Origin of the sequence: Corynebacterium sp. Z-1, from assembly GCF_031844665.1 — a bacterium.
Lineage (GTDB): Bacteria > Actinomycetota > Actinomycetes > Mycobacteriales > Mycobacteriaceae > Corynebacterium > Corynebacterium sanguinis.
In genome coordinates this window covers 1,030,427-1,052,387 of record NZ_CP134621.1, presented here as the reverse complement: position 1 = coordinate 1,052,387, position 21,961 = coordinate 1,030,427, and the positions used below count along the sequence as shown (strand labels likewise).

At 66.8% G+C, this 21,961-nt stretch carries 21 protein-coding genes; 8 read left to right on the top strand and 13 right to left on the bottom strand.

The window, feature by feature from the left end; all coding sequences use genetic code 11:
• Positions 1-11: 11 nt before the first annotated feature.
• The 5 genes from RIU96_RS05160 to RIU96_RS05140 are packed head-to-tail and all read right to left on the bottom strand — an operon-like array spanning position 12 to position 8,303.
• Positions 12-3,299 (bottom strand): ATP-dependent helicase, encoded by a 3,288-nt coding sequence (locus tag RIU96_RS05160; protein WP_144318563.1) that lies wholly within the window; start codon positions 3,297-3,299, stop codon positions 12-14.
• Positions 3,300-3,315: 16 nt separating this feature from the next.
• Positions 3,316-6,372 carry an ATP-dependent DNA helicase gene (locus tag RIU96_RS05155; protein ID WP_144317314.1) on the bottom strand — a complete coding sequence of 1,019 codons (3,057 nt, stop codon included), beginning with the start codon at positions 6,370-6,372 and terminating at the stop codon, positions 3,316-3,318.
• Positions 6,373-6,391: 19 nt separating this feature from the next.
• On the bottom strand, positions 6,392-7,084 hold the full coding sequence (locus RIU96_RS05150) for a hypothetical protein (RefSeq protein WP_246062717.1): 693 nt from the start codon (positions 7,082-7,084) through the stop codon (positions 6,392-6,394).
• Between the two features lie 31 nt (positions 7,085-7,115).
• On the bottom strand, positions 7,116-8,057 hold the full coding sequence (locus tag RIU96_RS05145) for a DUF3152 domain-containing protein (RefSeq protein WP_136652939.1): 942 nt from the start codon (positions 8,055-8,057) through the stop codon (positions 7,116-7,118).
• Between the two features lie 21 nt (positions 8,058-8,078).
• Positions 8,079-8,303, bottom strand: coding sequence for a DUF3107 domain-containing protein (locus RIU96_RS05140; protein ID WP_136652940.1), 225 nt, complete (start codon positions 8,301-8,303; stop codon positions 8,079-8,081).
• Between the two features lie 137 nt (positions 8,304-8,440).
• Between RIU96_RS05140 and RIU96_RS05135 the strand changes: the two genes are divergently transcribed.
• Both RIU96_RS05135 and RIU96_RS05130 read left to right on the top strand, forming a co-directional pair.
• Positions 8,441-9,733 (top strand): DEAD/DEAH box helicase, encoded by a 1,293-nt coding sequence (locus RIU96_RS05135; protein ID WP_144690343.1) that lies wholly within the window; start codon positions 8,441-8,443, stop codon positions 9,731-9,733.
• Entirely contained in the window at positions 9,730-10,923 is a 1,194-nt protein-coding gene (locus RIU96_RS05130) for an Rv3212 family protein (RefSeq protein ID WP_259810433.1), read from the top strand. Before RIU96_RS05135 ends, RIU96_RS05130 begins: the two co-directional genes overlap by 4 nt.
• Here RIU96_RS05130 and RIU96_RS05125 read toward each other — a convergent pair.
• A complete protein-coding gene (locus RIU96_RS05125) occupies positions 10,920-11,387 on the bottom strand; it encodes a hypothetical protein (RefSeq protein ID WP_136652943.1) in 468 nt (155 codons plus the stop codon). The genes RIU96_RS05130 and RIU96_RS05125 overlap by 4 nt on opposite strands.
• A 492-nt stretch (positions 11,388-11,879) precedes the next feature.
• On the opposite strand from RIU96_RS05125, the gene RIU96_RS05120 reads away from it, so the two are divergent.
• Together RIU96_RS05120 and RIU96_RS11955 are read left to right on the top strand one after the other, a co-directional pair.
• Positions 11,880-12,143, top strand: coding sequence for a WhiB family transcriptional regulator (locus RIU96_RS05120; RefSeq protein ID WP_136652944.1), 264 nt, complete (start codon positions 11,880-11,882; stop codon positions 12,141-12,143).
• A 95-nt stretch (positions 12,144-12,238) separates the two neighbouring features.
• Positions 12,239-12,313: a 50S ribosomal protein bL37 gene (locus RIU96_RS11955; protein WP_095066802.1), complete on the top strand. Its 75-nt coding sequence runs from the start codon at positions 12,239-12,241 to the stop codon at positions 12,311-12,313.
• An 80-nt stretch (positions 12,314-12,393) separates the two neighbouring features.
• Here the strand turns inward: RIU96_RS11955 and rsrA are convergent, their stop codons facing one another.
• Both rsrA and RIU96_RS05110 read right to left on the bottom strand, forming a co-directional pair.
• A complete protein-coding gene (gene rsrA, locus RIU96_RS05115) occupies positions 12,394-12,660 on the bottom strand; it encodes a mycothiol system anti-sigma-R factor (RefSeq protein WP_136652945.1) in 267 nt (88 codons plus the stop codon).
• Positions 12,661-13,245 (bottom strand): sigma-70 family RNA polymerase sigma factor, encoded by a 585-nt coding sequence (locus RIU96_RS05110; protein WP_396136762.1) that lies wholly within the window; start codon positions 13,243-13,245, stop codon positions 12,661-12,663. It abuts the gene before it with no gap.
• Positions 13,246-13,280: 35 nt separating this feature from the next.
• Between RIU96_RS05110 and RIU96_RS05105 the strand changes: the two genes are divergently transcribed.
• The gene (locus RIU96_RS05105) at positions 13,281-13,742 is read left to right on the top strand and encodes an aminoacyl-tRNA deacylase (RefSeq protein WP_259792643.1); all 462 of its coding nucleotides are present in this window, start codon (positions 13,281-13,283) and stop codon (positions 13,740-13,742) included.
• On the opposite strand, the gene RIU96_RS05100 is transcribed toward RIU96_RS05105, so the two are convergent.
• Positions 13,739-14,389, bottom strand: a complete 651-nt coding sequence (locus RIU96_RS05100) for an SOS response-associated peptidase (RefSeq protein ID WP_144317322.1) — start codon at positions 14,387-14,389, stop codon at positions 13,739-13,741. The two genes, RIU96_RS05105 and RIU96_RS05100, sit on opposite strands and share 4 nt — an antisense overlap.
• Before the next feature lie 69 nt (positions 14,390-14,458).
• On the opposite strand from RIU96_RS05100, the gene aroA reads away from it, so the two are divergent.
• Both aroA and rsgA read left to right on the top strand, forming a co-directional pair.
• A complete protein-coding gene (aroA, locus tag RIU96_RS05095; protein ID WP_259807013.1) occupies positions 14,459-15,742 on the top strand; it encodes a 3-phosphoshikimate 1-carboxyvinyltransferase in 1,284 nt (427 codons plus the stop codon).
• 6 nt (positions 15,743-15,748) lie between these two features.
• A complete protein-coding gene (gene rsgA, locus RIU96_RS05090; RefSeq protein ID WP_259792641.1) occupies positions 15,749-16,774 on the top strand; it encodes a ribosome small subunit-dependent GTPase A in 1,026 nt (341 codons plus the stop codon).
• Here rsgA and RIU96_RS05085 read toward each other — a convergent pair.
• Both RIU96_RS05085 and RIU96_RS05080 read right to left on the bottom strand, forming a co-directional pair.
• A complete protein-coding gene (locus RIU96_RS05085) occupies positions 16,748-17,242 on the bottom strand; it encodes a DUF6912 family protein (protein WP_136652951.1) in 495 nt (164 codons plus the stop codon). The two genes, rsgA and RIU96_RS05085, sit on opposite strands and share 27 nt — an antisense overlap.
• Positions 17,239-17,655, bottom strand: coding sequence for an HAD-IA family hydrolase (locus RIU96_RS05080; protein ID WP_144317325.1), 417 nt, complete (start codon positions 17,653-17,655; stop codon positions 17,239-17,241). The genes RIU96_RS05085 and RIU96_RS05080 overlap by 4 nt, the downstream gene beginning before the upstream one ends.
• A 128-nt stretch (positions 17,656-17,783) precedes the next feature.
• Between RIU96_RS05080 and RIU96_RS05075 the strand changes: the two genes are divergently transcribed.
• On the top strand, positions 17,784-18,149 hold the full coding sequence (locus RIU96_RS05075; RefSeq protein WP_259810134.1) for a hypothetical protein: 366 nt from the start codon (positions 17,784-17,786) through the stop codon (positions 18,147-18,149).
• 399 nt (positions 18,150-18,548) lie between these two features.
• On the opposite strand, the gene secA is transcribed toward RIU96_RS05075, so the two are convergent.
• Both secA and hpf read right to left on the bottom strand, forming a co-directional pair.
• Positions 18,549-21,092, bottom strand: a complete 2,544-nt coding sequence (secA, locus tag RIU96_RS05070; protein WP_136652954.1) for a preprotein translocase subunit SecA — start codon at positions 21,090-21,092, stop codon at positions 18,549-18,551.
• Between the two features lie 156 nt (positions 21,093-21,248).
• On the bottom strand, positions 21,249-21,932 hold the full coding sequence (gene hpf, locus RIU96_RS05065) for a ribosome hibernation-promoting factor, HPF/YfiA family (RefSeq protein ID WP_136652955.1): 684 nt from the start codon (positions 21,930-21,932) through the stop codon (positions 21,249-21,251).
• Positions 21,933-21,961 lie beyond the last annotated feature (29 nt).

Below are 21,961 nucleotides of genomic sequence, written 5' to 3'. Positions count from 1 at the left end.
CTCACTGCTGTTTACTCCCTTTCCTCAGCTGAATCTGAGAGGAACTTTATCCCCTCCGCCGAGGATTGCCGAAGCAGCTGCTCCAACTGATTCGAACCCGGCAGGTCGGAGGGCTCGTAGTCCTCCCCCGTACGCACGTAGAAGAACACCGCGCGCACATCCCGGCCGTCGCCCGCTATTCGACGCCACGCCTCGCGGTACACCGCAAGCTGCAGCATCGCGCTTTTCATCTGCGCGGGCGCGGGCTTTGTACCCGTCTTCCAATCGACCACCGTCCACCCGTTGTCGTCTACAAACACCGCGTCCATGCGGCCGCGCACGACCGACTCGCCCAGCGCGAGCTCGAAGGGGTGCTCCACGAAAGCGGGGGTGCGCTGCGCCCAGTGGCTGCTCTCGAAGTTGCTCTTGAGCTGCTCAAGCGTGCCCGTATCCACCTCGGACTCATCGGCTCCGGGCAGCTCATCTTCTGTGAGCAGGGGGCGCGCGCCGTAGAACTCCTCCAGCCATTCGTGGAACGCGGTGCCGCGCTTGGCGTAGGTGTTGGGCTTGAACGGGACGGGTCGGCGGGCCCGGCGGGCGAACTGCTCCGGGTCGGCGCTGAGCGCCACCACGTCGGAGGCGGTGAGCTCGCCCGGCAACATGACGGGCACTTCCCCGCTGGCCGCGGCAACGTGTTCCTCGATGAGGGCGCTCGTGTCGCGCTCCCAGAGGCCGTAGAGCTCGCCCGCGCTGAGCTCGGGCAGGTTCTCGCGCGCCTGCGCGACCAGCGCGGCGGCCTCGGCATCGCCCGGCTCGACGCGCAGGTGGGGCCACAACCCGGTGCGCTCCGGCGCGGCATTTTCATGCTCTTCGACTTGTTCGTCGTCTCTTGCAGAGTGGCCGTCGTACCAGTGAACGACGCTGGTTTCGGGCACGAGGTCACGGATAGCGGCGAAGTGCTTGTAGGGCTCGGCGACCTTCTTGCGGCCATGCTTTACCGCCGAGCCGGTGACGATGAGCTTGCGCGCCGAACGGGTCACCGCCACGTAGAACAGCCGCGCAGACTCTTCCTCCAACTTGGTGCGCACCGACTCGCAGTAGGCGTTGGCGGCTTTGGCGAACTGCGTGCGCGTCTCGGCGTCGTCAAAGGCGTCGAAATCCTCGTCGGGCACGATCTGGGCTTGAGTGAGGAAGGTCGAGACGATCGGTTTGTAAGTTTCCGCGTCCGCCCGGACCACGGCGACCGTGTCCCACTCCAGTCCCTTCGCCTTGTGGGCGGTGAGGATCTGGACGCGGTCGGTGCGCACCGGCACAGTGCCCGGGGTCAGCCCGCCCTCGTGCTCACGGGCGAGCTCGAAGTAGTCCAGCAGCGCCGTCAGGCTCGTTCCGGGGTACGAGGCGACCTCTTCCAGCAGACGGTCGAGGTGGACGGTGCCCGTCGTCGAGGGGCGCGCCAGCGCCTCCGTGCGGATTCCGAATACCGAGATGATGTCGGCGAAGACATCGGGCAGGCGCTTGCCGAGCGCGTGCGTGCGCAACCAGCGCAGCTTCGAGGCCAGCGACTTGATGCGCTGCAGGCCCTCGGGGGTGTAGCGCTCGGTTTCGCCCAAGTCCGCGACCGCGTCGGTCAGCCCCGCCGGGGTGTCGGCGCCGGCGGTGATGCGCTGGGCTTCCGCCACAGATTCCTGCAGCTGCGCCTCAAACCGGCTGGTGGGGTCGGCGGCTTCATCCAGCTGTACTGCGGTGGGCGTCACCCCGCGCAGGTTAGCGGCGCGGCGCGAGAGCGCATCGAGGTCGGCCAGACCCAGCCCGACGGCGGGGCCAGCCAGGATGCGCAGTGCGGCGGCGGAGTCTCCGGGGCGCACCAGCATCGCCGCGATGGCGATGGCGTCGGCGACCTCGGGGACGTCGAGCAGCCCGGCGAGCCCGACTATTTCGAAGGGCACGCCGCGCTCGTCGAGCGCCTCCGCGACCTCGGGCGAGGTCTTGTTCGCGCGGACCAACACGGCCGCGTTGAACGGCTCACCCGCGGCCCGGGCAGCCTCGTACTGGGCCGCAAGAGTGTCGGCGACGAAGTCGAGCTCCTCATCCTCGTACTCGAAGAACCCCAGCTCAACCTCGCCTGCGCCCGCGCCAGGGCGGGGCTCGAGCGCGGCGACGACGCGGTCACTGCCGGTGCCCAGCAGAGAGTCGGAGACGCAGTTAGCCAGGGTGAGCACCTCTGCCGGGTTGCGCCACGACGTGGTCAGCTGCTTCGTGGGCGCGAGCGCGCCGGTCGGCTCCGGGAAGTCCTCAACGAAGGCAGCGAGGTTGGCAGCCGTTGCTCCACGCCACCCGTAAATCGCCTGCATCGGATCACCCACGGCGGTGACGGTCAGCGGGTGGCGCCGGGAGTCGTCGTCGGGGCCTTGCCCGAACAAGCTGCGCAGGAGCACGCGTTGGGCGTGAGAGGTGTCCTGGTACTCGTCGAGCATGACTACCCGGTAGCGCTGGCTCTGGGACGCGCCGACGAACTCGTGGTCGTGGGCGAGCCGGGCGGCCACAGACATCTGTTCGTTGAAGGTGACCAGCCCGCGCTCGCGCAGCTGCGCGTTGAGCTCCTCCACCAGCGGCAGGTAGGCGCGACGCAGCTCCTGGGTGTCGCGCCAGCCGGTCATTTTACCGGTAAAGGTCGGGGGGTTGCCCCGGCCGGGCAGGGACTCGGTCTCAGCGAGGAAGTCGTGCGCATGCTCGGCGATAAACTCCGGTTGCATCAGAGAGTTCCCCATCGAGGTGACCAGGCCGAGGACATTCTTGACGACCGTGGCCACGCTCGGGTTTTTCCCGCTTTCCGCCACAAGCGTGCCGCGGTAGCCGAGGACGACCTCGTGGGCGATCGCGTGCAGCTCCGCAGCCGTGATCAGGCGCGCGTCCGGCTCGACGGGAACCAACAGCCCGTACTCGCGCACCAGGTCCCCCGCGTACGAGTCGTAGGTGGCGACAGTCGGTGCGATGACTCGCAGCGTGTCGGCGAGCTCTCCGCTCGGGTCGAGGCGGCGCAGCAGCGCATCGTTCGCTGCGAGGACGCCGAGCCGGTCCCGGATGCGTTTGCTCAGTTCCTGGGCAGCTTTGCGCGTAAACGTCAGCCCGAGAACCTCTTCGGGGCGCGCGTATCCGTTGGCAACGAGCCAGACGACGCGCGCCGCCATCGTCTCCGTCTTGCCGGCTCCGGCGCCCGCAACGACGAGCAAGGGCCCCGGGTCGGCCCCGATGATGTCCGCCTGCTGCTCAGTCGGCGGGTAGGCCTGCCCGAGGTACTTCGACAGCACCGTGGGGCTCATCGGCGTGTGGGGGGCGTTAGCCACGGGGAACCACCTGTCCTTCTGGTTGTACGGGGCACAGCGCGCGCACCGCGCACCTGTCGCAGTGGGCACCGGCGGAGGCGAGCAGCTCAGGGCCTGCCACCAGCTGCGGGAGCGGGGCAACGACCTCCGCGAACTCCGTGAGCCGCTCCTCGCTTTTCGACGCCTGCTCCCGCGTCGCCACTGCCTTCCTGTCCGCCTTGGGGTAGACGAGCACCGCCCCGCCGACGTCGCTGGGTGCCTCGCCCGGCGCGGCGCTGCGCACCGTCTCACCGTCCACGACGCCACGCGACAGCGCGAGCTGGTACGCCTCGAGCTGCGGGTTGGCCTCGGCCTCTGCTTGGGAAGGCAGGGCTGAGCCGGTTTTCAGGTCGACGATGTGCAGTGCGCCGCTGCCGTCGCGCTCGATGCGGTCGGCGCGGCCCACGATGCGCAGGCCCGGGGCGATGGTGACGTCGATGTCGGCCTCGACGGCGACCTGCTCGAACGCCGCGCGGGAGGTCTGCAGCCAGAGATGCGTGCGCTGCAGCAGCGCGTCGAACTCCGCGATCTCGCGCTCGAGCTTCCACCCGGGCGCGTCGTCGACGCTGCGGCGCGCGTCGAGCACCGCTTCGCGGGCGTAGGCTTCATCGACCCCGCGGCCGAGGGCCTCGAAGTAGGCGTGCGCCATCGAACCCCACACCATGTGCAGCGAGGAGTCGAGGCCGACCATGCGTTGGAGCACCTCGCGCATGGGGCAGGCCAGCAGGCTTTCGATGCGCGAAGGCGAGAGCCTCTCGGGCACGGCGAGCGCCTCGTGCGAGGCGACCTCGGTCGTCGTCCACCATTCTCCGGGGTCCGCGCCGGGCACGCCCGCGTCGGCAAGGCGCGCGAGCTGTCGCGCAGCTTGTCGACGCCCCGCCTCACCAACGCCGGGATCCTGAAGGGCTCGGCGCAGCTCCGCTATCACGTCGTCGCGCGCGAGCACGCGAACGGCGGTGAGCTCGTCCGCCCCGGGGGCGGGGTCGGCGGAGCTCGAGGCCGTTGTCACGCGTGCTGGTGCAATGGAGTGGCTGGTACAGAACTCCTCGATGAAGCGCGAGGGCTGGATCACCTCCTCGCCGTCAGGCTCGTCGACGGCCGTGACCAGCACGCAGTGGGTGGCCCTGCTGGTGGCCACGTCAAACAGGCGCTTCTCCTCCGCCAGCTGCTCCGCCTTCCGGCTCACCGGCACCGCGGGGTCGACGTTGTTGTCGACAAGATCAACGAGCTCTTCTTGGCAGAACATCGTGCCGGTTTCCGCCAACGACGGCCACTGCATCTCTTGCACACCCGCGACGACGACGGTGTGGAACTCACGCCCCACCGCACCGTGCGCCGTGAGCAGGGCGACCGCGTCCGGCGTGGCGGTGCGCCTATCGCGCACGCCGGTGGGCAGCTCCTGCTCCGCGATGTGCGCGACGAAACCTGCGACGTTGGAGCCGCCGACACGGCGCTCGACGTAGTCGCCGGCGGCGTCGAAAAGCGCCATCACGGCGTCGAGGTCGCGGTCGGCTTGGGATCCCGTCGCCCCGCCACGCAGCGCGGCGGTGAGCAGGCGGTTCGCCAGGCCGGTCGCGTTCCACACCGCCCACAGGACGTCCTCGATGCTGCCCTGGGCAAGCTCGCCGCGCCCGGCGTCGAGCACGGCGCGCACGTGGCCCAGGATGGACAGCTCACGCTCGGTGAGCATGACGCCGAAATCGGGCAGGGGCTGGGTCGATCGCAGCAGGTGGCGCAGAGTGTCTTCGGCACGTTCTTCCGGCTGCCAGCGGCGCAACCCGCGCAACAAGCGGCGCAGGGTGACAGGGTCGGTGCCGCCGACCGGGCCGAGCAGAAGGTCGCGCCACTCGGCGGAGCTCAGCTCCCCCTCCAGCGCGCGCAGGCCGAGGATGAGCGCGGCGACGATGCGCTGCTCGCTCAAGACCACGTCGGTGGGGTTGAGCATGACCGGAACGCCGGCGTGCAGCAGAGCGCGCCGAACGGACTCGATCGAGCCGACCGAGCGCACGATCACGGCCATCTCGCGGTAGTCAACGCCGCCTTCGAGGTGGGCGCGGCGCACGGTGTCGGCGACGATGGAGTGCTGGGCCGCGCTACTGTCACACACCGCCGCCTGGGCAATCGGTGCGCGCCGCGACGCCCCGAGGTCGATGACCTCGTGGTCGAGCCCCCCGAGGTTCGCAAAAAAGCGTGGCGACGCCCCACGGAAGTGAAACACACTCTGGCCGAGGTCGCCGCCGACGACACCCAGCGAGGCGTGCTCTACAAGGCGGCGCACGAGCTCGCCGGCTGCAGGCGCGAGGTGCTGCGCGTCGTCGACGACGACGGTGTGCCAGCGACCGTCGATCTCGCCGCGCAGTACCGAGGAGACGAGCTCGGAGGCGCTGACGAAGCGTGCCGGGTTAAGCGCCATGACCTGCTGGTACTCGTCTAAAAAGTCGCCGGCTGCGGACCAGATCGGGCGGTTGTGCGCCTGCCCTAGGGCGCGCAAGTCATCCGGGGTGAGTTGGCGTTCCACGGCGCGCAGGAGGAAGTCGCGCAGCTGCCGGGCAAAGCCCACCATGGAAAGCGCGGGGCGCAGCTGCTCCGGCCATGTGCCGCGCCCGTCCTCGGCGTGGCCCTGGAGGAGCTGGCGGATGGCGGCGTCCTGCTCGGCGCCGGAGATCAGCCGGATATCACCGTCCACGCGTTGACGCAGCAAGGCGAACGCCAGGGAGTGCACGGAGCGCACCATCGGCTCGTCGATGACGAACCCGGAGGCAGCGAGCCGGTCGGACAGCTCGACGCGCAGGCGCGCGCCCGATTCCTTAGACGAGCTGATGACCAGGATGCCGCGGGGGTCGGCGCCGGACTCGACGGCGCGCACGACGGTGTCAATGAGGAAGCTACTGACTCCCGAGCCCGCCTCGCCCGTGACCTTCCAGGTCCCGCTCGTGGGCAGGGGTTGGGCCCACGAGCGCTGCTCAGTGCGGCGGCGGCGCGGCACAAGGTAGGCCCGCGGTGGTGCGGGAAGAGAGTTGTCTGTCGCCATGGGCACCGATTGTGCCAGGCTAGATCGACACCAGCGCGCGAACCCGCCCCAAATTAGCACTCACATTCGATTCGCCGCGGCAAGACGCGCTGGTGAGTTCACGAAACTCGCACGCCTTGAGCGCCAGCGCACCCAGGTCTGGGATGTGCGCCCAGCGAGAGACAATGCGCTCATCGACGGCCTCGTTGAGAAGGGCGTCGACAAGCGTGAGCGCCGCCGTGTACCCGCGCGGGCGCGGCTCGGCAGACGGGACGATGTCGGTCAACGCTGGCGGCAACGTGCCCGAAAACAGGCAGCAGGCGAAGAAGTCGAGGTGGGCCACAGACACCCGTCCAGTTGGAGCCGCCGCATCCCACACCGCGCGATCCGCCTCCGCCCACATGTCGGTGCGCTCGACTGTCGGGGCGTCCACGCCGGCCATCGCCTCGTCGAAGGCCAGCGCGGCGGCGACTGCCTCGTCGGCACGCGCTGCGATATCGCCCTCGATGAACTCGCTGGCCCGAAAGCCGCCGACGACGACTCGGCCATCGGTGGCGCGCACGGGCCGTGCCACGAGGACGCCCGGGGAGGTAAAGCGCTCTCGGACCTTCGCAGACCACGCGGAGGTGGCTGTCGCTGCTGACACCACGACGCGGTCGTAGCGCGCGCCGAAATCCCACGCCGCGCCCAGCTTAACGGGTGCGATCCCGTCGACCTGGAATGCGGATAACACGTGCCCCGGAATTGGCATACTGTCCCCCTCTTTACAGAACGGCCGGACGCGGGTACGGCCACGGGTTAGCTAGGCAGGTCTCGTTCGTGTCCGGGTACACCTCGTCGTGGTCAAGGCTGTGCAGCTCAGCGTTGTTCAGGCTCAGCGTCTGCTGCATCATCGTGGGCGCCAAGGCGCCGTTTTCTGGGCAGGGAACGTGCTCGGCGAAACCGAGGGCATGCCCGACCTCGTGGTTGACCAGGTACTGGCGGTAGCGTCCCAGATCGCCTTCGAAGGGGGCGGCGCCGCGCACCCAGCGGGCCTCGTTGATCACGACCGTGCTCACGCCGGTGGCCATGGTGCGGCAGCTCGTTTCCAGCCCGAGGTCGCCGCCGCAGTTGGCCTTCGTCGTGCCCGGGGAGGTGAGCTGGATCTTCAGGTCGGGGTTTTGGTCGGCGGCGACGTGCTCGAAGCCGAAGCGCGGGTCGTTGGTCCACCCGCGCGGGTCCGCGAGGGTGGCGTCGACAAGCGCCGCAAACGCGTCGTCGCCGCCGTACAGGCTGGTGTCGAGGCCGTTTTCCACCTCGACGATGTAGCGCAAGACCAGCTCTTCACCCCGGCCCGCCGCCGCGCCGGGCGCCCCGATCGTGCGGAACGTGCCCTCGCCGCGCTCGGTAAACGGCCCGCCGGGCGGCAGGTCCTCCAAGCCGACGCTGCCCTCTGGCAGCTTCGCGGGCTCGCGCGCGGGGCTGGCCTCGTGGTTGTGCGCGCTATCGCCCTGGCGCGAATCAGAGGTGTCCGCCACCGGCGAGGCCACCACCGCCTCCCCCGGGTTAGAAACCATGTTGACCAGCACGAAGACGGTCAGCACGGCGAGCACCGGGATGGCGTAAGCACGCCAGCCGTACTCGCGGGCGAAGCGGACGAAGAACGACGGCTCCTTCTCGCGAGTCTCGGGCCTGGGGTGGGGCTCGTGGCCGTGCCTATGTGTCATACGCCTCAATCTAACCCGGCGCTAGCGGGCGAAGCCAACGGCGCGCGCGTTGGAGTTACCTACCTCAACGTAGGCAATGCGCTCGGTGCGGACGAGGAACTTGCGTCCCTTGTCGTCCTCCAACGTCAGCGTTGGCTGGCCTTCCGCGATCGCCGTGCTCACGCGGGCGAGTACGTCCTCCTGCAGGTCGTTGCTGGAAACGGCGAGCTCGCGCTGGCTGTCGGAAAGTCCGATCCTGATATCCATGTGCCTAGATTCACTGTCCTTGTCTCAGATTGGTTTTCATTGGTTTTCTCAAGTGGACACCATTGTATAGAGGGCATTATCGCCAGCAGCATCCACTGCATCCGCCGACGAAAATGCACCAACGCTAAGATGAGCGTGTGCCAGACGCAAAAGATCCCGCAGAGAAACTCGCGCCGACGTTCGCTGAGCTCGGTGTCGCGGCGGAGATTGTCGACGCGTTAGGTGAGCTCGGGATCACGCATACGTTTTCCATCCAGGAGCTCGCGGCCCCCCTGGCGCTGGCGGGCAAGGACGTTATCGGGCAGGCGCGCACGGGCATGGGCAAAACCTACGCGTTCGGCGTTCCCCTGCTTGATCGGGTGTTCGACGATGCCGACGTCGCCGAACTCGACGGCACCCCCCGCGCGCTGATTATCGTGCCCACGCGCGAGCTGGCCGTCCAGGTCGGAGACGACCTGACCCGGGCGGCGAAGTACACCCCGGTGCGGATCACCACCGTCTACGGCGGCCGCCCCTACGAGGCGCAGATCGCCACTCTGAGCAGCGGCGTCGACGTCGTGGTGGGAACACCGGGGCGCCTGATCGACCTACTCAACCGCGGCAACCTGCAGCTCGATCGCGTGGCCGTGTTGGTTCTCGACGAGGCCGACGAGATGCTCGACCTCGGTTTCCTGCCGGACATTCAGAAGCTGTGGGCGGCGCTGCCGCAGCCGGTGCAGTCGATGCTGTTCTCGGCCACGATGCCCGGGGCAATTTTGACGCTCGCGCGCTCGTTGATGAACCGGCCTGTGCACATCCGCGCGGAGGCCGCGAACACCCCGAGCACGCACTCGACTACGCGCCAGGTGGTGTTTCGCTCGCACCGCATGGACAAGCTCGAGGTCACCGCGCGGATCCTGCAGGCCCGCGGCCGCGGCCGCACGATCGTGTTCACGCGGACCAAGCGCACCGCCGCCGAGGTGGCGCGCGATCTTGCCGAGCGCGGCTTCGACGTCGGTTCCGTCCACGGCGACCTGGGCCAGGGCGCTCGCGAGCAGGCGCTCAAGGCGTTTCGCAGCGGCGAGGTGAGCATCCTTGTGGCCACGGACGTCGCCGCGCGCGGCATCGACGTCGACGACGTCACCCACGTGATCAACTTCCAGACCCCGGATGACCCCATGACCTACGTCCACCGCATCGGCCGGACGGGCCGCGCGGGCCAGACCGGGATCGCGGTCACGCTCGTCGGCTTCGACGAGGGCCCGAAGTGGGCCGCCATCAACACCGAGCTGGGCCTAGAGATGCCCGAGCCGCCGGAGTGGTTTTCCACCTCGCCCGAGCTCTACCAGGGATTCGACATCCCCGACTCCGCGGGCGAGCGCGTCGGCCCGGCGGTCACCGTCCACGGCGACCCGACCCCGCGCCGCTCGCGCGAAAGGAAGCGCCGGTGAGTGCTCCGTATCGACGCACCCGTGGCGACCTGATCGCATCGGCGGTTATCGCCGTGGTCTCGCTGGTCCTCGTGGCCGCGGCCTTTCTCACCGCTCCCATCCGCGCCTCCCAGCTATCGCCTGCCGAGAAGCAGTACGAAAGCGCCGCTCGCTTATCGACGCCCCCAACAACGCTCCAGGAGTCCTTCCGCCTGCCCGACACCTCGCCGGGAGTCTCCCCGGTTATCGCGGAGGGCATGATCATTTCCTACGCCGACGGCACGCTCCGCGCGTCGACGCCGCAGGGCGAGACGGCGTGGACGTATCAGCGCGACCTCGAGCTGTGCACACTTGACCAGGCCTGGGGCAAGGTGATCGCCACCTACCGCGGCAACGCGGGGTGCGGCGATGTCGTGGCGCTGGACGCGCTGGCCGGCACGTACTCGGCCACGCGCTCGTCGGTGGCGCCGGACGAGGTGGCCTCGCTGTCGTCAAACGATCGCGTGGGTTACGTCAGCTCTGAGCGCGTGGAGCTGTGGCGCTCGGACCTTGTCCGCACCGTGGAGTACGGCCGGGTCGAGGCTCCACAGGAGTCCGGGATGCAGCCGCACGCCTGCGGGATCACCTCGGCGCTGACCCGCAAAGAGCTGCTCGCGGTGACCGAGCGTTGCGACGACGGCACGTGGCTGCGCCTGCAAACCACCACGCCCGAGGATTCCCGCAAGCCGGAGATCGAGGCCAATGTCTCGATCGCCGAGTCGGCCTATCTGATCGCGGTGTCACCGGAGGTTGCGGCGGTGTACGACCCCGGTTCCCGCGAGGTCCGCGCCTACAACACCGGTGGCGAGGAGGTGTCGGCGTCACCCGCCCCGGATTTCGGGCCCGCGCCCGACTCGGCGACACACGAAGCCGCCGACCTGCCCCACCACATGACCTACTTTGCCCCGAACACGCTCGGGTTGTTTGAGCCGGACAGCCTGCGTTTTAGCGGGGAGTTTGAAGGCGCGCTCGGGCCCGGTGTCGCGGCCGGCGACAGGCTGCTCTTCGCCACGGACCAGGGTGTGGCCGTGGCCAACTGGGACACCCGCGAGGTGGAGCGGGTGATCAGTATTGATCGCGGCGGCTACACGGGCACGGTGGGGGTTGCTGGCGCCGGGGGCGTGGTCGTCGAAAAGCGAGGCGGCGAGCTGGTGGTGTTTTCGGCGAATTAGCCGCGGGTGCGGGCGATAAAGCGCGCTTCCCAGTAGTGGACCGCGGCGGGGTGGAACACACCGACGAGCGCGAGGAGCGCGGAGATCAAGGTGACGATGCCGAGCAGCACCGCTCCCCCGCTGAACATGTAGACGGCCACGCCGAGCAGGATGGCCTCGATGAGCACGATCGCGCCACGGCCAGAGGGCTGTCCGGCCAGAGTGCGCGCGGCGTGGAAGGCGACGAAGCCGAAGACGATGAGTAGGAACACCGCGGTGCCAATGCCCACGAAGTCCGTGGCAGCGGAGGCGGACTCCAAGCTTGACGCCGCCGTGCCGCGCACGTTGGTCACGATCAGCCAGATCGAGTAGCCGAACAGGACAAGGCACTGCGCGAGGACGACCGCCGCGCCGAACTTGACCACAGCTGGGACGCTGAGCGCGGCGAGCTCGGTTTCGTCAATGGGATTCCGTTTCTCAGTCACGGTTTTCAAGTCTATCCCCGCCGCAAACTCCCCGTAAACACCTCGTAAACGCTACTCCGGCGTCTACAGCACGGCTGCCAGCGATTTGACCCCGCACTAGGCCGCGTGCTCCCCCAAAAACACCTAAACATGCAGGCCACGGCGTTGAAGCACCGGCCAAATTTCGTGGGTGTTGACCAATTCGACCCGATTTTGATGAATGGAAAAATATGATCTCCGTCACATTTTGCACTCTACCCCTAGCGGAGTTCGCTGGGACATGCCATTATTTCCGGGTAGCTCAAACGACAGGCTGGTTACACAGCCCTTAACCCCAAGCCACCACGGGGTTAACAGCAGGGAAATGGATGACGGATCCCGGATCCACCGGGGAGCTCCGCCCAACACCTGCGGTGTTGAAACGTACAGTGCACCCAGATCATCTGGGGGCACTTGTGGTGCGCACAAAATCTTAAAAACCGACTGAAACCACCGACTAAAGGAGTATTGACCATGGATTGGCGCCACGAAGCCGTTTGCCGCGACGAAGACCCCGAACTGTTCTTCCCCGTCGGAAACTCCGGCCCCGCACTCACCCAGATCGCGCAGGCGAAGCTCGTCTGCAACCGCTGCCCCGTTACCAGCCAGTGCCTGAAGTGGGCGCTGGAGACCGGCCAGGACGCCGGCGTCTGGGGCGGCCTGTCCGAGGAGGAGCGCCGCGCGCTCAAGCGCCGTAACAAGCAGCGCGCCCGCAGCCGCGCACGCCTGACCGCCTAACCCCTTCTAAAACTGAGTGGCCCGATTTCTCCGCACGCCTAGGCGGGCGATAAAGTGGGGAAACGAGACACCATTTACCCCTTAAAGGAGGCACCATGAGCAAGCGTGGTCGTAAGCGGAAGGACCGCCGCAAGAAGAGCGCCAACCGCGGCAAGCGCCCCAACTCTTAAATAGAGCGCACGCGCAAACGCCCTCCCCGCCGGATTTCAGGCAGGGAGGGCGTTTCGCATCTCTCAAGCAGCCGGCGAAATTACCCGCGGTAGTGAATCTGGGTAATGGACACGGTCGTGAGCGAGGCGATGATGCGCTGGCGAAGGTGGTCCGGGGCGTGGGAGGCGCCGCAGCACTTCTGCACGATCGTGCGCGCGGCCAGCTCGTTTTCGTAGCGGCTGAAGCACTCGGGGCAGGACTGGATGAAGTCGCGGATCTCGGCGGCGCGCTCGGCGCTAGTTTCGGAGTCGAGCAATTCGCACAACATTCGGTGCGCGTTCTCGCACTTCGGGCAATCAGTGCTCATCTACTTCTTCTCCTCCAGACCGATTCCTTGCTCGTTGGCCACATCCTTCAACAACACGCGTAGCTGTTTTCTTCCCCGATGCAGCCGCGACATCACGGTGCCGAGCGGAATGTCGAGGGCCTCGGCGATTTCCTTGTACGCCATATCCTCGACATCGGCCATGTAAACGACCATCCGGTAGTCCTCGTTGAGCTCGTCGAACGCCTCCGAGATCCGCCCGTTGGGCATGCCCTTGAGCGCGGCGACCTCGGCGGATTCCAGGCCCGTCGAGTCGTGCGAGCTCGTGGTGTAGAGCTGGTGGTCGGTCATGTCCTCGGTCGAGGTCTCAGTCGGCCTGCGCTGCCTCTTGCGGTAGGTGTTGATGTAGGCGTTGGTCATGATCCGATACAGCCAGGCCTTCAAATTGGTGCCGGGCTTGAAGCTCTCGAAGGCGTTGAACGCCTTGAGGTAGGTCTCCTGCACCAAGTCTTCCGCGTCTTGGGGGTTGCGCGTCATCCGCAGGGCGCCGCCGTAGAGCTGGTCCAGAAGCGGCATCGCCTCCTCGGTGAAGCGCTTGTGCACGTCAGTGTCGGCCATGGGGATCATTGTAGCTACCGGCCGCTGGCCTATTGTGGGGCACCATGGCGAAAAGAACCCGGGCCGTCGAGGCCGTGGCGGCGATTGACCACGAGATCTTGAGCTACGCGCCCAGCCACGATCATTTTGGGGAGCACTCCGTCGCCGAGCTGGGCCTCGACGCCGACGCAGTGTTGAAAACCCTCGTCGTCCAGCACGAGCGCGACCTGGCCTTGTGCCTAGTCCCCGTCTCGAAGCGCCTGAGCCTCAAGGCCGCCGCGCACACCCTGGGGTGGAAAAACGCCGAACTCGCCGACCCCGGCCGCGCCCAGCGCGCCACCGGCTACATCATCGGCGGCATCTCGCCTTTGGGCACTTTAACGGCGCTGCGCACGCTTATCGATGCCCCCTGCGCTGCCCTGCCCACCGTCACCGTCTCCGGCGGCCAGCGCGGCCTGTCCATCTCCCTCGCCCCAAGCGACTTGGCGCGCCTCACCGGCGCGGAGTTTGTTCAGCTGGGCGTCTAGGGAGCGTCGATAAGCTCGGCGAAATCGTTGCGGACGTTGCCCACATCCTTGGATACCGGGCGATACGACAGGTCGCCGGCAACGCGCGAGGGGTGCACCAGCTCGAGCGCTTCCTCCGGCGTGCCGCGCACCCACTGCTCGATCTCGTCGCGGGCGAGAAACAGCGGCAGGCGGTTGTGCAGCCACGTCATGTCGTCGCCCACCGAGTCGGTGGTGACCATCGTGGTGGAAAGTATGTCGAGCCCCGTCTCCCACAGCGCGGCCGCGTACAGCATGCCCTCCGAGGGGGTGACGTAGTAGGGCTGCTTGTCCTTCCACTCGTAGTAGCCGTCGAGCACCATCAGGCCGCGCCGAGCCTTGAACGCCGAGCGAAACGCCGGCTTCTCGGCGACGGTCTCACCGCGGGCGTTAAACAGCGGCGGGCCGGAATCGTCCTTCTTCCAGCTCGGCAGAAGACCCCAGCGCGCCGAGTCGAGGGCGGCGACCTCGCCGTCGAAGCGGATCAGCGGCACCTGCTGGGTGGGCGCGACGTTGTAGCGCGGCGGCGGGGTGCCGTCTGGGGCGTCGACACGCGAGATGCCCGGCAGAGTCGCGACCTCCTCGATGAGGTCGGTGCCGCTGGTGAAGAGAACGAATCGTCCGCACATGCTCGCCATTATCGCCCTAATCACGCGCGTTGGCGCAATAATGGTGCTGTCACGCGGTTTGTCCTTATGATGGTTTGCATGACTGAACTGTGGCCAGCGCCGTTTTCGGCGACCCCGATCACCCACACCGTAAGCGTGCCGGGGTCAAAGTCGCTGACCAACCGCGCCTACGTGCTCTCCGCGCTGGCCCAGGGGCCCTCAACGATTATCGGTGCGCTGCGCTCGCGCGACACGGACTTAATGGAGGCGGCGCTCGCCTCCATGGGCGTGCGTTTTCACACCGAGGGCGAGACAATCTCCGTGACCCCCGGCGACCTGCACGGCGCCGAGGTCGACTGCGGGCTCGCTGGCACCGTGATGCGCTTCGTGCCCGCGGTTGCCGCGTTTGCGTCCGGGCAGGTGCGTTTCGACGGCGACGATCGTGCCCGCCAGCGCCCCATCGCCACCATCCTCGACGCCCTGCGCGACCTCGGCGTCGACATCGAGGGCGACAGCCTGCCGTTTAGTGTTCACGGCACCTCCCACGCGCGCGGCGGCACCGTGGAGATCGACGCCTCCGGCTCCTCCCAGTTCGTCTCCGGGCTGCTCCTCGCCGCCGCGCGTTTCGACGAAGGCGTGACCATCACCCACACCGGCGGCACCCTGCCCTCGATGCCGCACATCGAGATGACGCTCGCCATGCTTGCCGACGCCGGCGTGACCGTCGAAACCTCCGGTCACACCTGGCGCGTTGCGCCGCAGCCGATCCGCGGGCGCACGTGGGTGGTCGAGCCGGACCTGTCGAACGCAACCCCGTTCATCGCCGCAGCGGCTGTCACCGGCGGTTCCGTGGCCGTGAAACACTGGCCGGTGTCCACCACGCAGCCGGGCGACGCGATCCGCACGATTGTGGAGCGCATGGGCGGCGAGACCGTGCTCGAGGCCGACGGCGCGGGTGGCCACACCCTGCGCGTGACGGGGCCGTCGCGAGGCATGCTGCGCGGCATCCGGCTGGACATGAGCGACCTCGGTGAGCTGACCCCCACCGTCGCCGCACTCGCAGCGGTAGCGACGACGCCGTCCGAGCTCACCGGCATCGCGCACCTGCGCGGGCACGAAACCGACAGGCTCAAGGCGTTGACGGCCGAGATCAACAAGCTCGGCGGCGACTGCGAGGAGCTCACCGACGGCCTGCGCATCCGCCCAGCGCGCCTACATGGGGGCCAGTGGCTCTCTTACGACGACCACCGCATGGCCACCGCCGGGGCGATCATCGGCCTGACCACCGAGGGTGTTGAGGTCGAAAACATCGCCACCACCGCCAAGACCCTGCCCGGGTTCGAGACCATGTGGGCCGAGATGGTGGAGGCGTAAGTTTTCGTGGCGAGGCGGTTTTCCGACTACGACGAGTCCGATGTCCGCGTCCGCCCCGGCAAGGGCTCGCGGCCACGCTCCAAGGATCGACCCTCCCACGACGACGCAGTGGGCGGGATGGTGGTTACGAAAGACCGCGGCCGCTGGGGGGTCGTGCTCGACGACACCGGGGCGGTGGTCCAGTGCATGCGGGCGCGGGAGCTGAAGAAGGTCTCCGTCGAGGTGGGCGACCGCGTCGGCGTGGTGGGCGATACCAGCGGCGACAAGGACACCCTAGCGCGCATCGTCAAGCGCGAGGACCGCACCTCGGTGCTGCGCCGCACCGCGGACGACACCGACCCCTACGAGCGCATCATCGTGGCCAACGCGCAGCTGCTGCTGATTGTCAGCGCGGTGGCCGATCCCCCGCCGCGCACCGGGTTTGTCGAGCGCGCGCTGATCGCCGCGTTCGTCGGGGGCGTCACCCCAATCGTGTGCCTGACCAAATCTGATCTGGCTGACCCGGCGATTTTCCGCGCGGAGCTCGAAGACCTCGACGTCGACGTGATGGAGGTCGGCATCGACGACGACATCAAGCAGCTCACCAAACGCATCACGGGTCGCCTCTCCGCGCTCATCGGCCACTCCGGCGTGGGCAAATCGACACTGGTCAACCGCATCGTTCCCGACGCCAACCGGGAAACCGGCGAGGTTTCCGGGGTGGGCAAGGGCCGCCACACCTCCACCCAGTCGGTAGCGCTCGAGCTGCCCGGCGGCGGCTGGATCATCGACACCCCCGGCATCCGCTCCTTCGGGCTGGCCCACGTCAGTCCCGACGAGATCGTCGGCGTGTTCCCCGAGCTCGCCGCGGCAGCGGAGGACTGCCCGCGCGGCTGCACGCACCTCGGCCCGCCCGCCGACCCGGAGTGCTCGTGGGACGAGCTCGATCACTCCTCCCCGGTGGGCAGGCGCGCGCTCGCTGTCCGACGCCTGCTGGAGGCGCTGCACTCGAACAACGAGTGGGAGCTAAAGCAGCTCGATGATAAACGGTAGCTCGCTGGGGTCGTAGAAGGCCATGTAGTTGTCTTGGGCGTCGCCCACCGCCAGCTCGGCGTCCTCGTCGCCGAGATCCGCGGCATCGACGTTGTCAATCGCCTTCGCGGTGGCGGCCTCGGCCTCGGCGACGTCGATATGCAGCGCGGCGACGTCTTTGAGCTCAACGGGCCCCGCGATGCGGACCACGGACTCCCCCATCTCGGGTTCGCCGGTGGCCTCCACATCGGCGGAGACAACCACTCGGCGGTGCGGGAACTGCTCCTCGTCCCCAATCGTGAGCAAGCGTATTGACGCCAACGCAGCTTCGTCGAACGCAATCGCCTCAATCTCCTCCTGATCGCCCGAGGTGAAAAGCTCCGTCAGCTTTGGTGTCGCGGCGAAACCCCAGCCGTTGCGGGGGTGGAGAACGCCGTTGTCCTTGAGCGAGGCCAGCATGGAAAACGTCGCCGGGATGTAGACCCTCACTCGAACTCACCCTCAATGTCGAACAGGGACTGGATCTCCACAGCGGTGCGCTCGAAGGCGGTGTGCAGGATGCCGATCATGCCGTTTTCCACGGCGCCGCGCACGTTCATGATGTCGTCGTCGATCATCACGCAGTCGGCCAGCGGGGCGTCGACCGCGTCCGCGGCGGCCTGGAACGCGGCGCGCTCGGGCTTGCGCGCACCCACCTCGCCAGAGAGCACGACCGCATCGACTATCCCGCGGAACTCCCACTCGCGCACCTGGTCGGCCTGCTCCCCCTCGGCCTCGACGTTGGAGAGGATGGCGGTTTTAATGCCCGTGTCCTTCACGGACTCAATCAAGGTGCGCCACCGGCGCTGGTCCTCGGCATCGGTGTCGAGAACTCCGGCGTAGTCAATGATGAGTGCCTGCATCAGGATAGGAAACCTCTCTGTGAGCTTAGTTTTCGTGCTTACTTTATTGTGCGCTAGCGCCCTTGCGGCGCTGCCTAATCGTGCCACAATCCTACCTACCCCGCTTTCCAACCGCGTAAGGAGCAAACGTGTTCTACCCAGTGCCAGGGCAGCAGTACATGCACGTTTTGGTGCCCAGGAAGTTGCCCTCGGCCAGGCCCCAAGACCGCGCCGAGCCCACGGCTAACGTCTCACCCCTGGTGCGCGGTGCCCTCGACGCGGCCTTTGGCAACCGCGACGCGGCGACTCTTAAATCGAAGCTGTACGCGCTCGGGGTGCGCAACCACGTCAAGGCTAAGCAAAGGGCTTTGGCGGTGCGCGGACCGGTGCGCATTGTCACGTGCCACGCACGCGAGGGCGGGGAGTTGTTTGGCACCGTCGACGTTGGCGGGCGGCGCTTCGGCTACGTCGCCCGCGTGCGCGACGCGCGCCTAGTGTCGTTCAAGGTGCTGTAGGTCGACACGCTACTTCCCGCGGCGCCGCCGGCGGTAAACGCTGAGCGCGTAAAGGACACACCCTATACCTCCCAGCAAGGTGAGGGTTTTTCCTTGGGAGTACAGCGGGTGGGAGAAGTCGCCGGTGACAATCTGCACTCCGTTCAGCAGTATCCCCACGCACGTGACGGGGATCAGCAGAATGACTAGCGGGTTCTTCAACATGACTGCGACCATCGCACGATACGCGGGAAGCAGGAAGCCCGAAGTCCGAGCTCGGTACGACAGTAGAAACCCTTTCGCGGGTGAATCGCCGAGGGTCAGCAGTGACAAGTTTTACATCAGGCCTCCACACCACCTGGGAAAATGACAAAAGTTGCAACGCTGGTGCAACTTTTGTCACTCACAACGGCCCACCTTCTAAGTCGTCGCGGTCTCAGCTCCCGGTTGCTGCTCGAACTGCTTGCGCATCATGAACAGCTGGCGCACGGTTTCCTCCTGGACGGCCTCCTCCATCGCGTGGAACATGTCGCCGCCCTCCTTCTGGTACTCCACCAGCGGGTCGCGCTGCGCCATCGCGCGCAGGCCGATGCCTTCCTTGAGGTAGTCCATCTCGTAGAGGTGCTCGCGCCACTTCGTGTCGATCACCGGCAGGATGACCATGCGCTCGACGTTGCGCATCTGCGCCTCCCCGCCAATCGCGGCGACGTTGGCCTCCAGCGCGTCGTACTGGGCCTGGGCGTCGGCGACGAGGGCTTCGCGTAGCTGGCCGGCGGTGAGCTCGCCGGGACGGCCGTACTCGGAGCCGTCGATAAGCTGCTGCGGCGTCACGGACGGGCCGTAGAGGGAGTCGAGCGCGTTGAACAGCTCATCGAGGTCCCAGTCCTCCACGTAGCCTTCCGCCGTCGCGCCGTCGACGTAGGCGCCGACGGTGTCGGTGATCATGCGGCGGATCTGGTCCTTGATGTCTTTCGCGCCGAGGATTTCCTGGCGCTCGCGGTAGACCACCTTGCGCTGCTCGTTGAGCACCTCGTCGTACTTGAGCACGTTCTTGCGCATCTCAAAGTTCTGGTTCTCCACCTGGCTCTGCGCGCCCTTGATCGCGTTGGAGACCATCTTCGCCTCGATCGGCACGTCATCGGGGACGTTGAGGCGGTTCATCATGTTCTCCATGGTCTGGCCGACGAAGCGGACCATCAACTCATCACGCATGGAGAGGTAAAAACGGGTCTCACCCGGATCGCCTTGGCGGCCCGAACGGCCGCGCAACTGGTTGTCGATGCGGCGCGACTCGTGGCGCTCCGTGCCGATAACGTACAGGCCGCCGGCCTCGCGGACCTCGTCGCCAAGCTGCATTGACCGCTCGCGCGCCTTCGGCAGCTGCTCGTTCCACGCCTCCTGGTAGCGCTCCTCGTCCTCGAAGGGGTCAAGACCCTGCTCCTGGAGCCGGGCGTCGAGCAGCACCTCCGGGTTGCCGCCGAGCACGATGTCGGTGCCGCGGCCGGCCATGTTCGTCGACACCGTCACCTTGCCGGGCAGCCCCGCCTCGGCGATGATTCGGCCCTCCTCCTCGTGGTGCTTCGCGTTGAGCACGTTGTGCTTGACACCCTTGCGGGTGAGAAGCTGAGACAGGTACTCGGAACGCTCGACCGAGGTCGTGCCCACTAGCACCGGCTGGCCGTTTTCGACATGCTCAGCAATATCATCCGCCACAGCGGCGAACTTCGCCTCCTGGGTTTTGTACACCAAATCGTCATGGTCAACGCGCTGGTTCGGCTTGTTCGGCGGAATTGCCACGACGTCGAGGCCGTAGATCTGGTGCAGCTCGGCGGCCTCCGTCTCCGCGGTACCCGTCATGCCGGCGAGCTTGTCGTAGAGGCGGAAGTAGTTCTGCAAGGTCACGGTCGCCAAAGTCTGGTTCTCGTTTTTGATCTCGACGTTTTCCTTGGCCTCAATGGCCTGGTGCATGCCCTCGTTGTAGCGTCGCCCCGCCAGCACGCGTCCGGTAAAGCCATCGACGATCAACACCTCACCCTTGCGGATGATGTAGTCCTTGTCGCGCTCGAAGAGCTCCTTGGCCTTAATCGCGTTGTTGAGGTACGACACCAGCTGGGAGTGCTCCGGGGCGTACAGGTTGTCGATGCCGAGCTGGTCCTCGACGTACTCCACACCCTCCTCGGTCACGCCGATGGTGCGCTTGCGCTTGTCCACCTCATAGTGAATGCCCTCGCGCATGCGCGGCGCGAGCTGCGCGAAGACGGTGAAGAATTGGCTCGAACCGTCGACGGGGCCCGAAATAATCAGCGGGGTGCGCGCCTCATCAATCAGGATCGAGTCGACCTCATCAACGATGGCGTAATTGTGTCCGCGCTGGACCATATCCGCCGTCGAGCGGGTCATGTTGTCGCGCAGGTAATCGAAACCGAGCTCGTTGTTCGTGCCGTACGTGATATCCGCCGCGTAGGCCTTCTTGCGCTCCGGCGGGCGCATCTCGGACAAGATCACGCCCACGTCGAGGCCCAGGAAGTGGTGCACGCGACCCATCATCTCGGCATCGCGCTTAGCCAGGTAGTCGTTGACGGTAACGATGTGCACTCCCTTGCCCTCAAGGCCATTGAGGTACGCCGGAAGCACAGAAGTCAGGGTCTTGCCCTCACCGGTTTTCATCTCGGCGACGGACCCGAAGTGCAGCGCCGCGCCACCCATGACCTGGACTCGGTAGTGCTTCTGGCCCAGCACGCGCCACGAGGCCTCCCGGGCGGTGGCGAAGGCGTCGATAAGCAGCTCGTCCAAGCTGGTGCCGTCCGCGATGAGCCGCTTGAACTCGGCGGTTTTTGCCTTGAGCTCAGCGTCGCTCAGGCTCGCGTACTCGTCTTCGAGGGCGATGACCTCGTCGGCCATCTTGGCGAGGCGCTTAACGGTGCGACCCTCACCGGCTCGGAGAAGCTTTGAAAGTCCAAACACGTGCTAGGAGTCCTTCATGTTGGTGGAAATAAACTACTGCCAACCAGCCATAGTACCGCCATGGCTGACAACCGTCGCTGGGAAGTCACCCTTAAAAGACCGAGCACCGCCTTGCAAGGGCGAAAACCCTCACAGGCGGCGCTGCGGAAACCTCATTTAGGCGTTGTCGTCCGTCTCCACGAGCGAGATCAGGCCGTAGTCGAACGCGTGACGGCGATACACCACCGACGGGCGGTTGGTCTCCTTGTCAATGAAGAGGTAGAAGTCGTGGCCGACCAGCTCCATCTCGGACAGGGCGTCGTCGACGCTCTTCGGCGTGGCGGGGTGCTCCTTGCGGCGCACGACCTGGCCCGGCTGAACGTCCTCGATTTGGTCAGCGTACGGGTCCACGTCGAACTGGCCGCCGGCGTTTGCGCGCGCCTCGCGGGCCTGTGCCTCGAGCTCCGCGGCGATCTGGCCGGTGGACTTCGGAGCGCGGTGGCCGGAGCGGGAAATCTCGCGGCGCACCTTGACCTTGCGCAGCGAGCGCTCCAGCTTGCCAATCGCCGACTCGAGGGCCGCGTAGAAGCTGTCCTCCTTGGCCTCGGCGCGGGCGAGGTGGCCCTTGCCGGTGGCGGTGATCTGGATGCGCTGCGCCTGCGCCTCACGGCGCGGGTTCGGCTCGTGCTTGAGCTCGACGTGGAAGAAATTCAGCGTCGGATCAAGCTTCTCAATCTTGGCGAGCTTGGCGTTGACGCGCTCCTGGAAGTGCTCGGGGACCTCGACGTTGCGCCCGGTGATGGTCACCTGCGCCTCCGGGCTCAAGACGGCGTTGGCGTCGTTGTTGTCTGCAGAAGTCATCTGCTTCCTCCCTTGCTAGCAGCGAATAT

What these genes read in the sequence shown, in the direction of transcription:
- RIU96_RS05160 (WP_144318563.1), bottom strand. Translation starts at nt 3,299, where the DNA reads ATGAGCCCCACGGTGCTGTCGAAGTACCTCGGGCAGGCCTACCCGCCG.
- RIU96_RS05155 (WP_144317314.1), bottom strand. Translation starts at nt 6,372, where the DNA reads ATGGCGACAGACAACTCTCTTCCCGCACCACCGCGGGCCTACCTTGTG.
- RIU96_RS05145 (WP_136652939.1), bottom strand. Translation starts at nt 8,057, where the DNA reads ATGACACATAGGCACGGCCACGAGCCCCACCCCAGGCCCGAGACTCGC.
- RIU96_RS05140 (WP_136652940.1), bottom strand. Translation starts at nt 8,303, where the DNA reads ATGGATATCAGGATCGGACTTTCCGACAGCCAGCGCGAGCTCGCCGTT.
- RIU96_RS05120 (WP_136652944.1), top strand. Translation starts at nt 11,880, where the DNA reads ATGGATTGGCGCCACGAAGCCGTTTGCCGCGACGAAGACCCCGAACTG.
- rsrA (WP_136652945.1), bottom strand. Translation starts at nt 12,660, where the DNA reads ATGAGCACTGATTGCCCGAAGTGCGAGAACGCGCACCGAATGTTGTGC.
- RIU96_RS05110 (WP_396136762.1), bottom strand. Translation starts at nt 13,245, where the DNA reads ATGATCCCCATGGCCGACACTGACGTGCACAAGCGCTTCACCGAGGAG.
- RIU96_RS05105 (WP_259792643.1), top strand. Translation starts at nt 13,281, where the DNA reads ATGGCGAAAAGAACCCGGGCCGTCGAGGCCGTGGCGGCGATTGACCAC.
- RIU96_RS05100 (WP_144317322.1), bottom strand. Translation starts at nt 14,389, where the DNA reads ATGTGCGGACGATTCGTTCTCTTCACCAGCGGCACCGACCTCATCGAG.
- aroA (WP_259807013.1), top strand. Translation starts at nt 14,459, where the DNA reads ATGGTTTGCATGACTGAACTGTGGCCAGCGCCGTTTTCGGCGACCCCG.
- RIU96_RS05080 (WP_144317325.1), bottom strand. Translation starts at nt 17,655, where the DNA reads ATGCAGGCACTCATCATTGACTACGCCGGAGTTCTCGACACCGATGCC.
- hpf (WP_136652955.1), bottom strand. Translation starts at nt 21,932, where the DNA reads ATGACTTCTGCAGACAACAACGACGCCAACGCCGTCTTGAGCCCGGAG.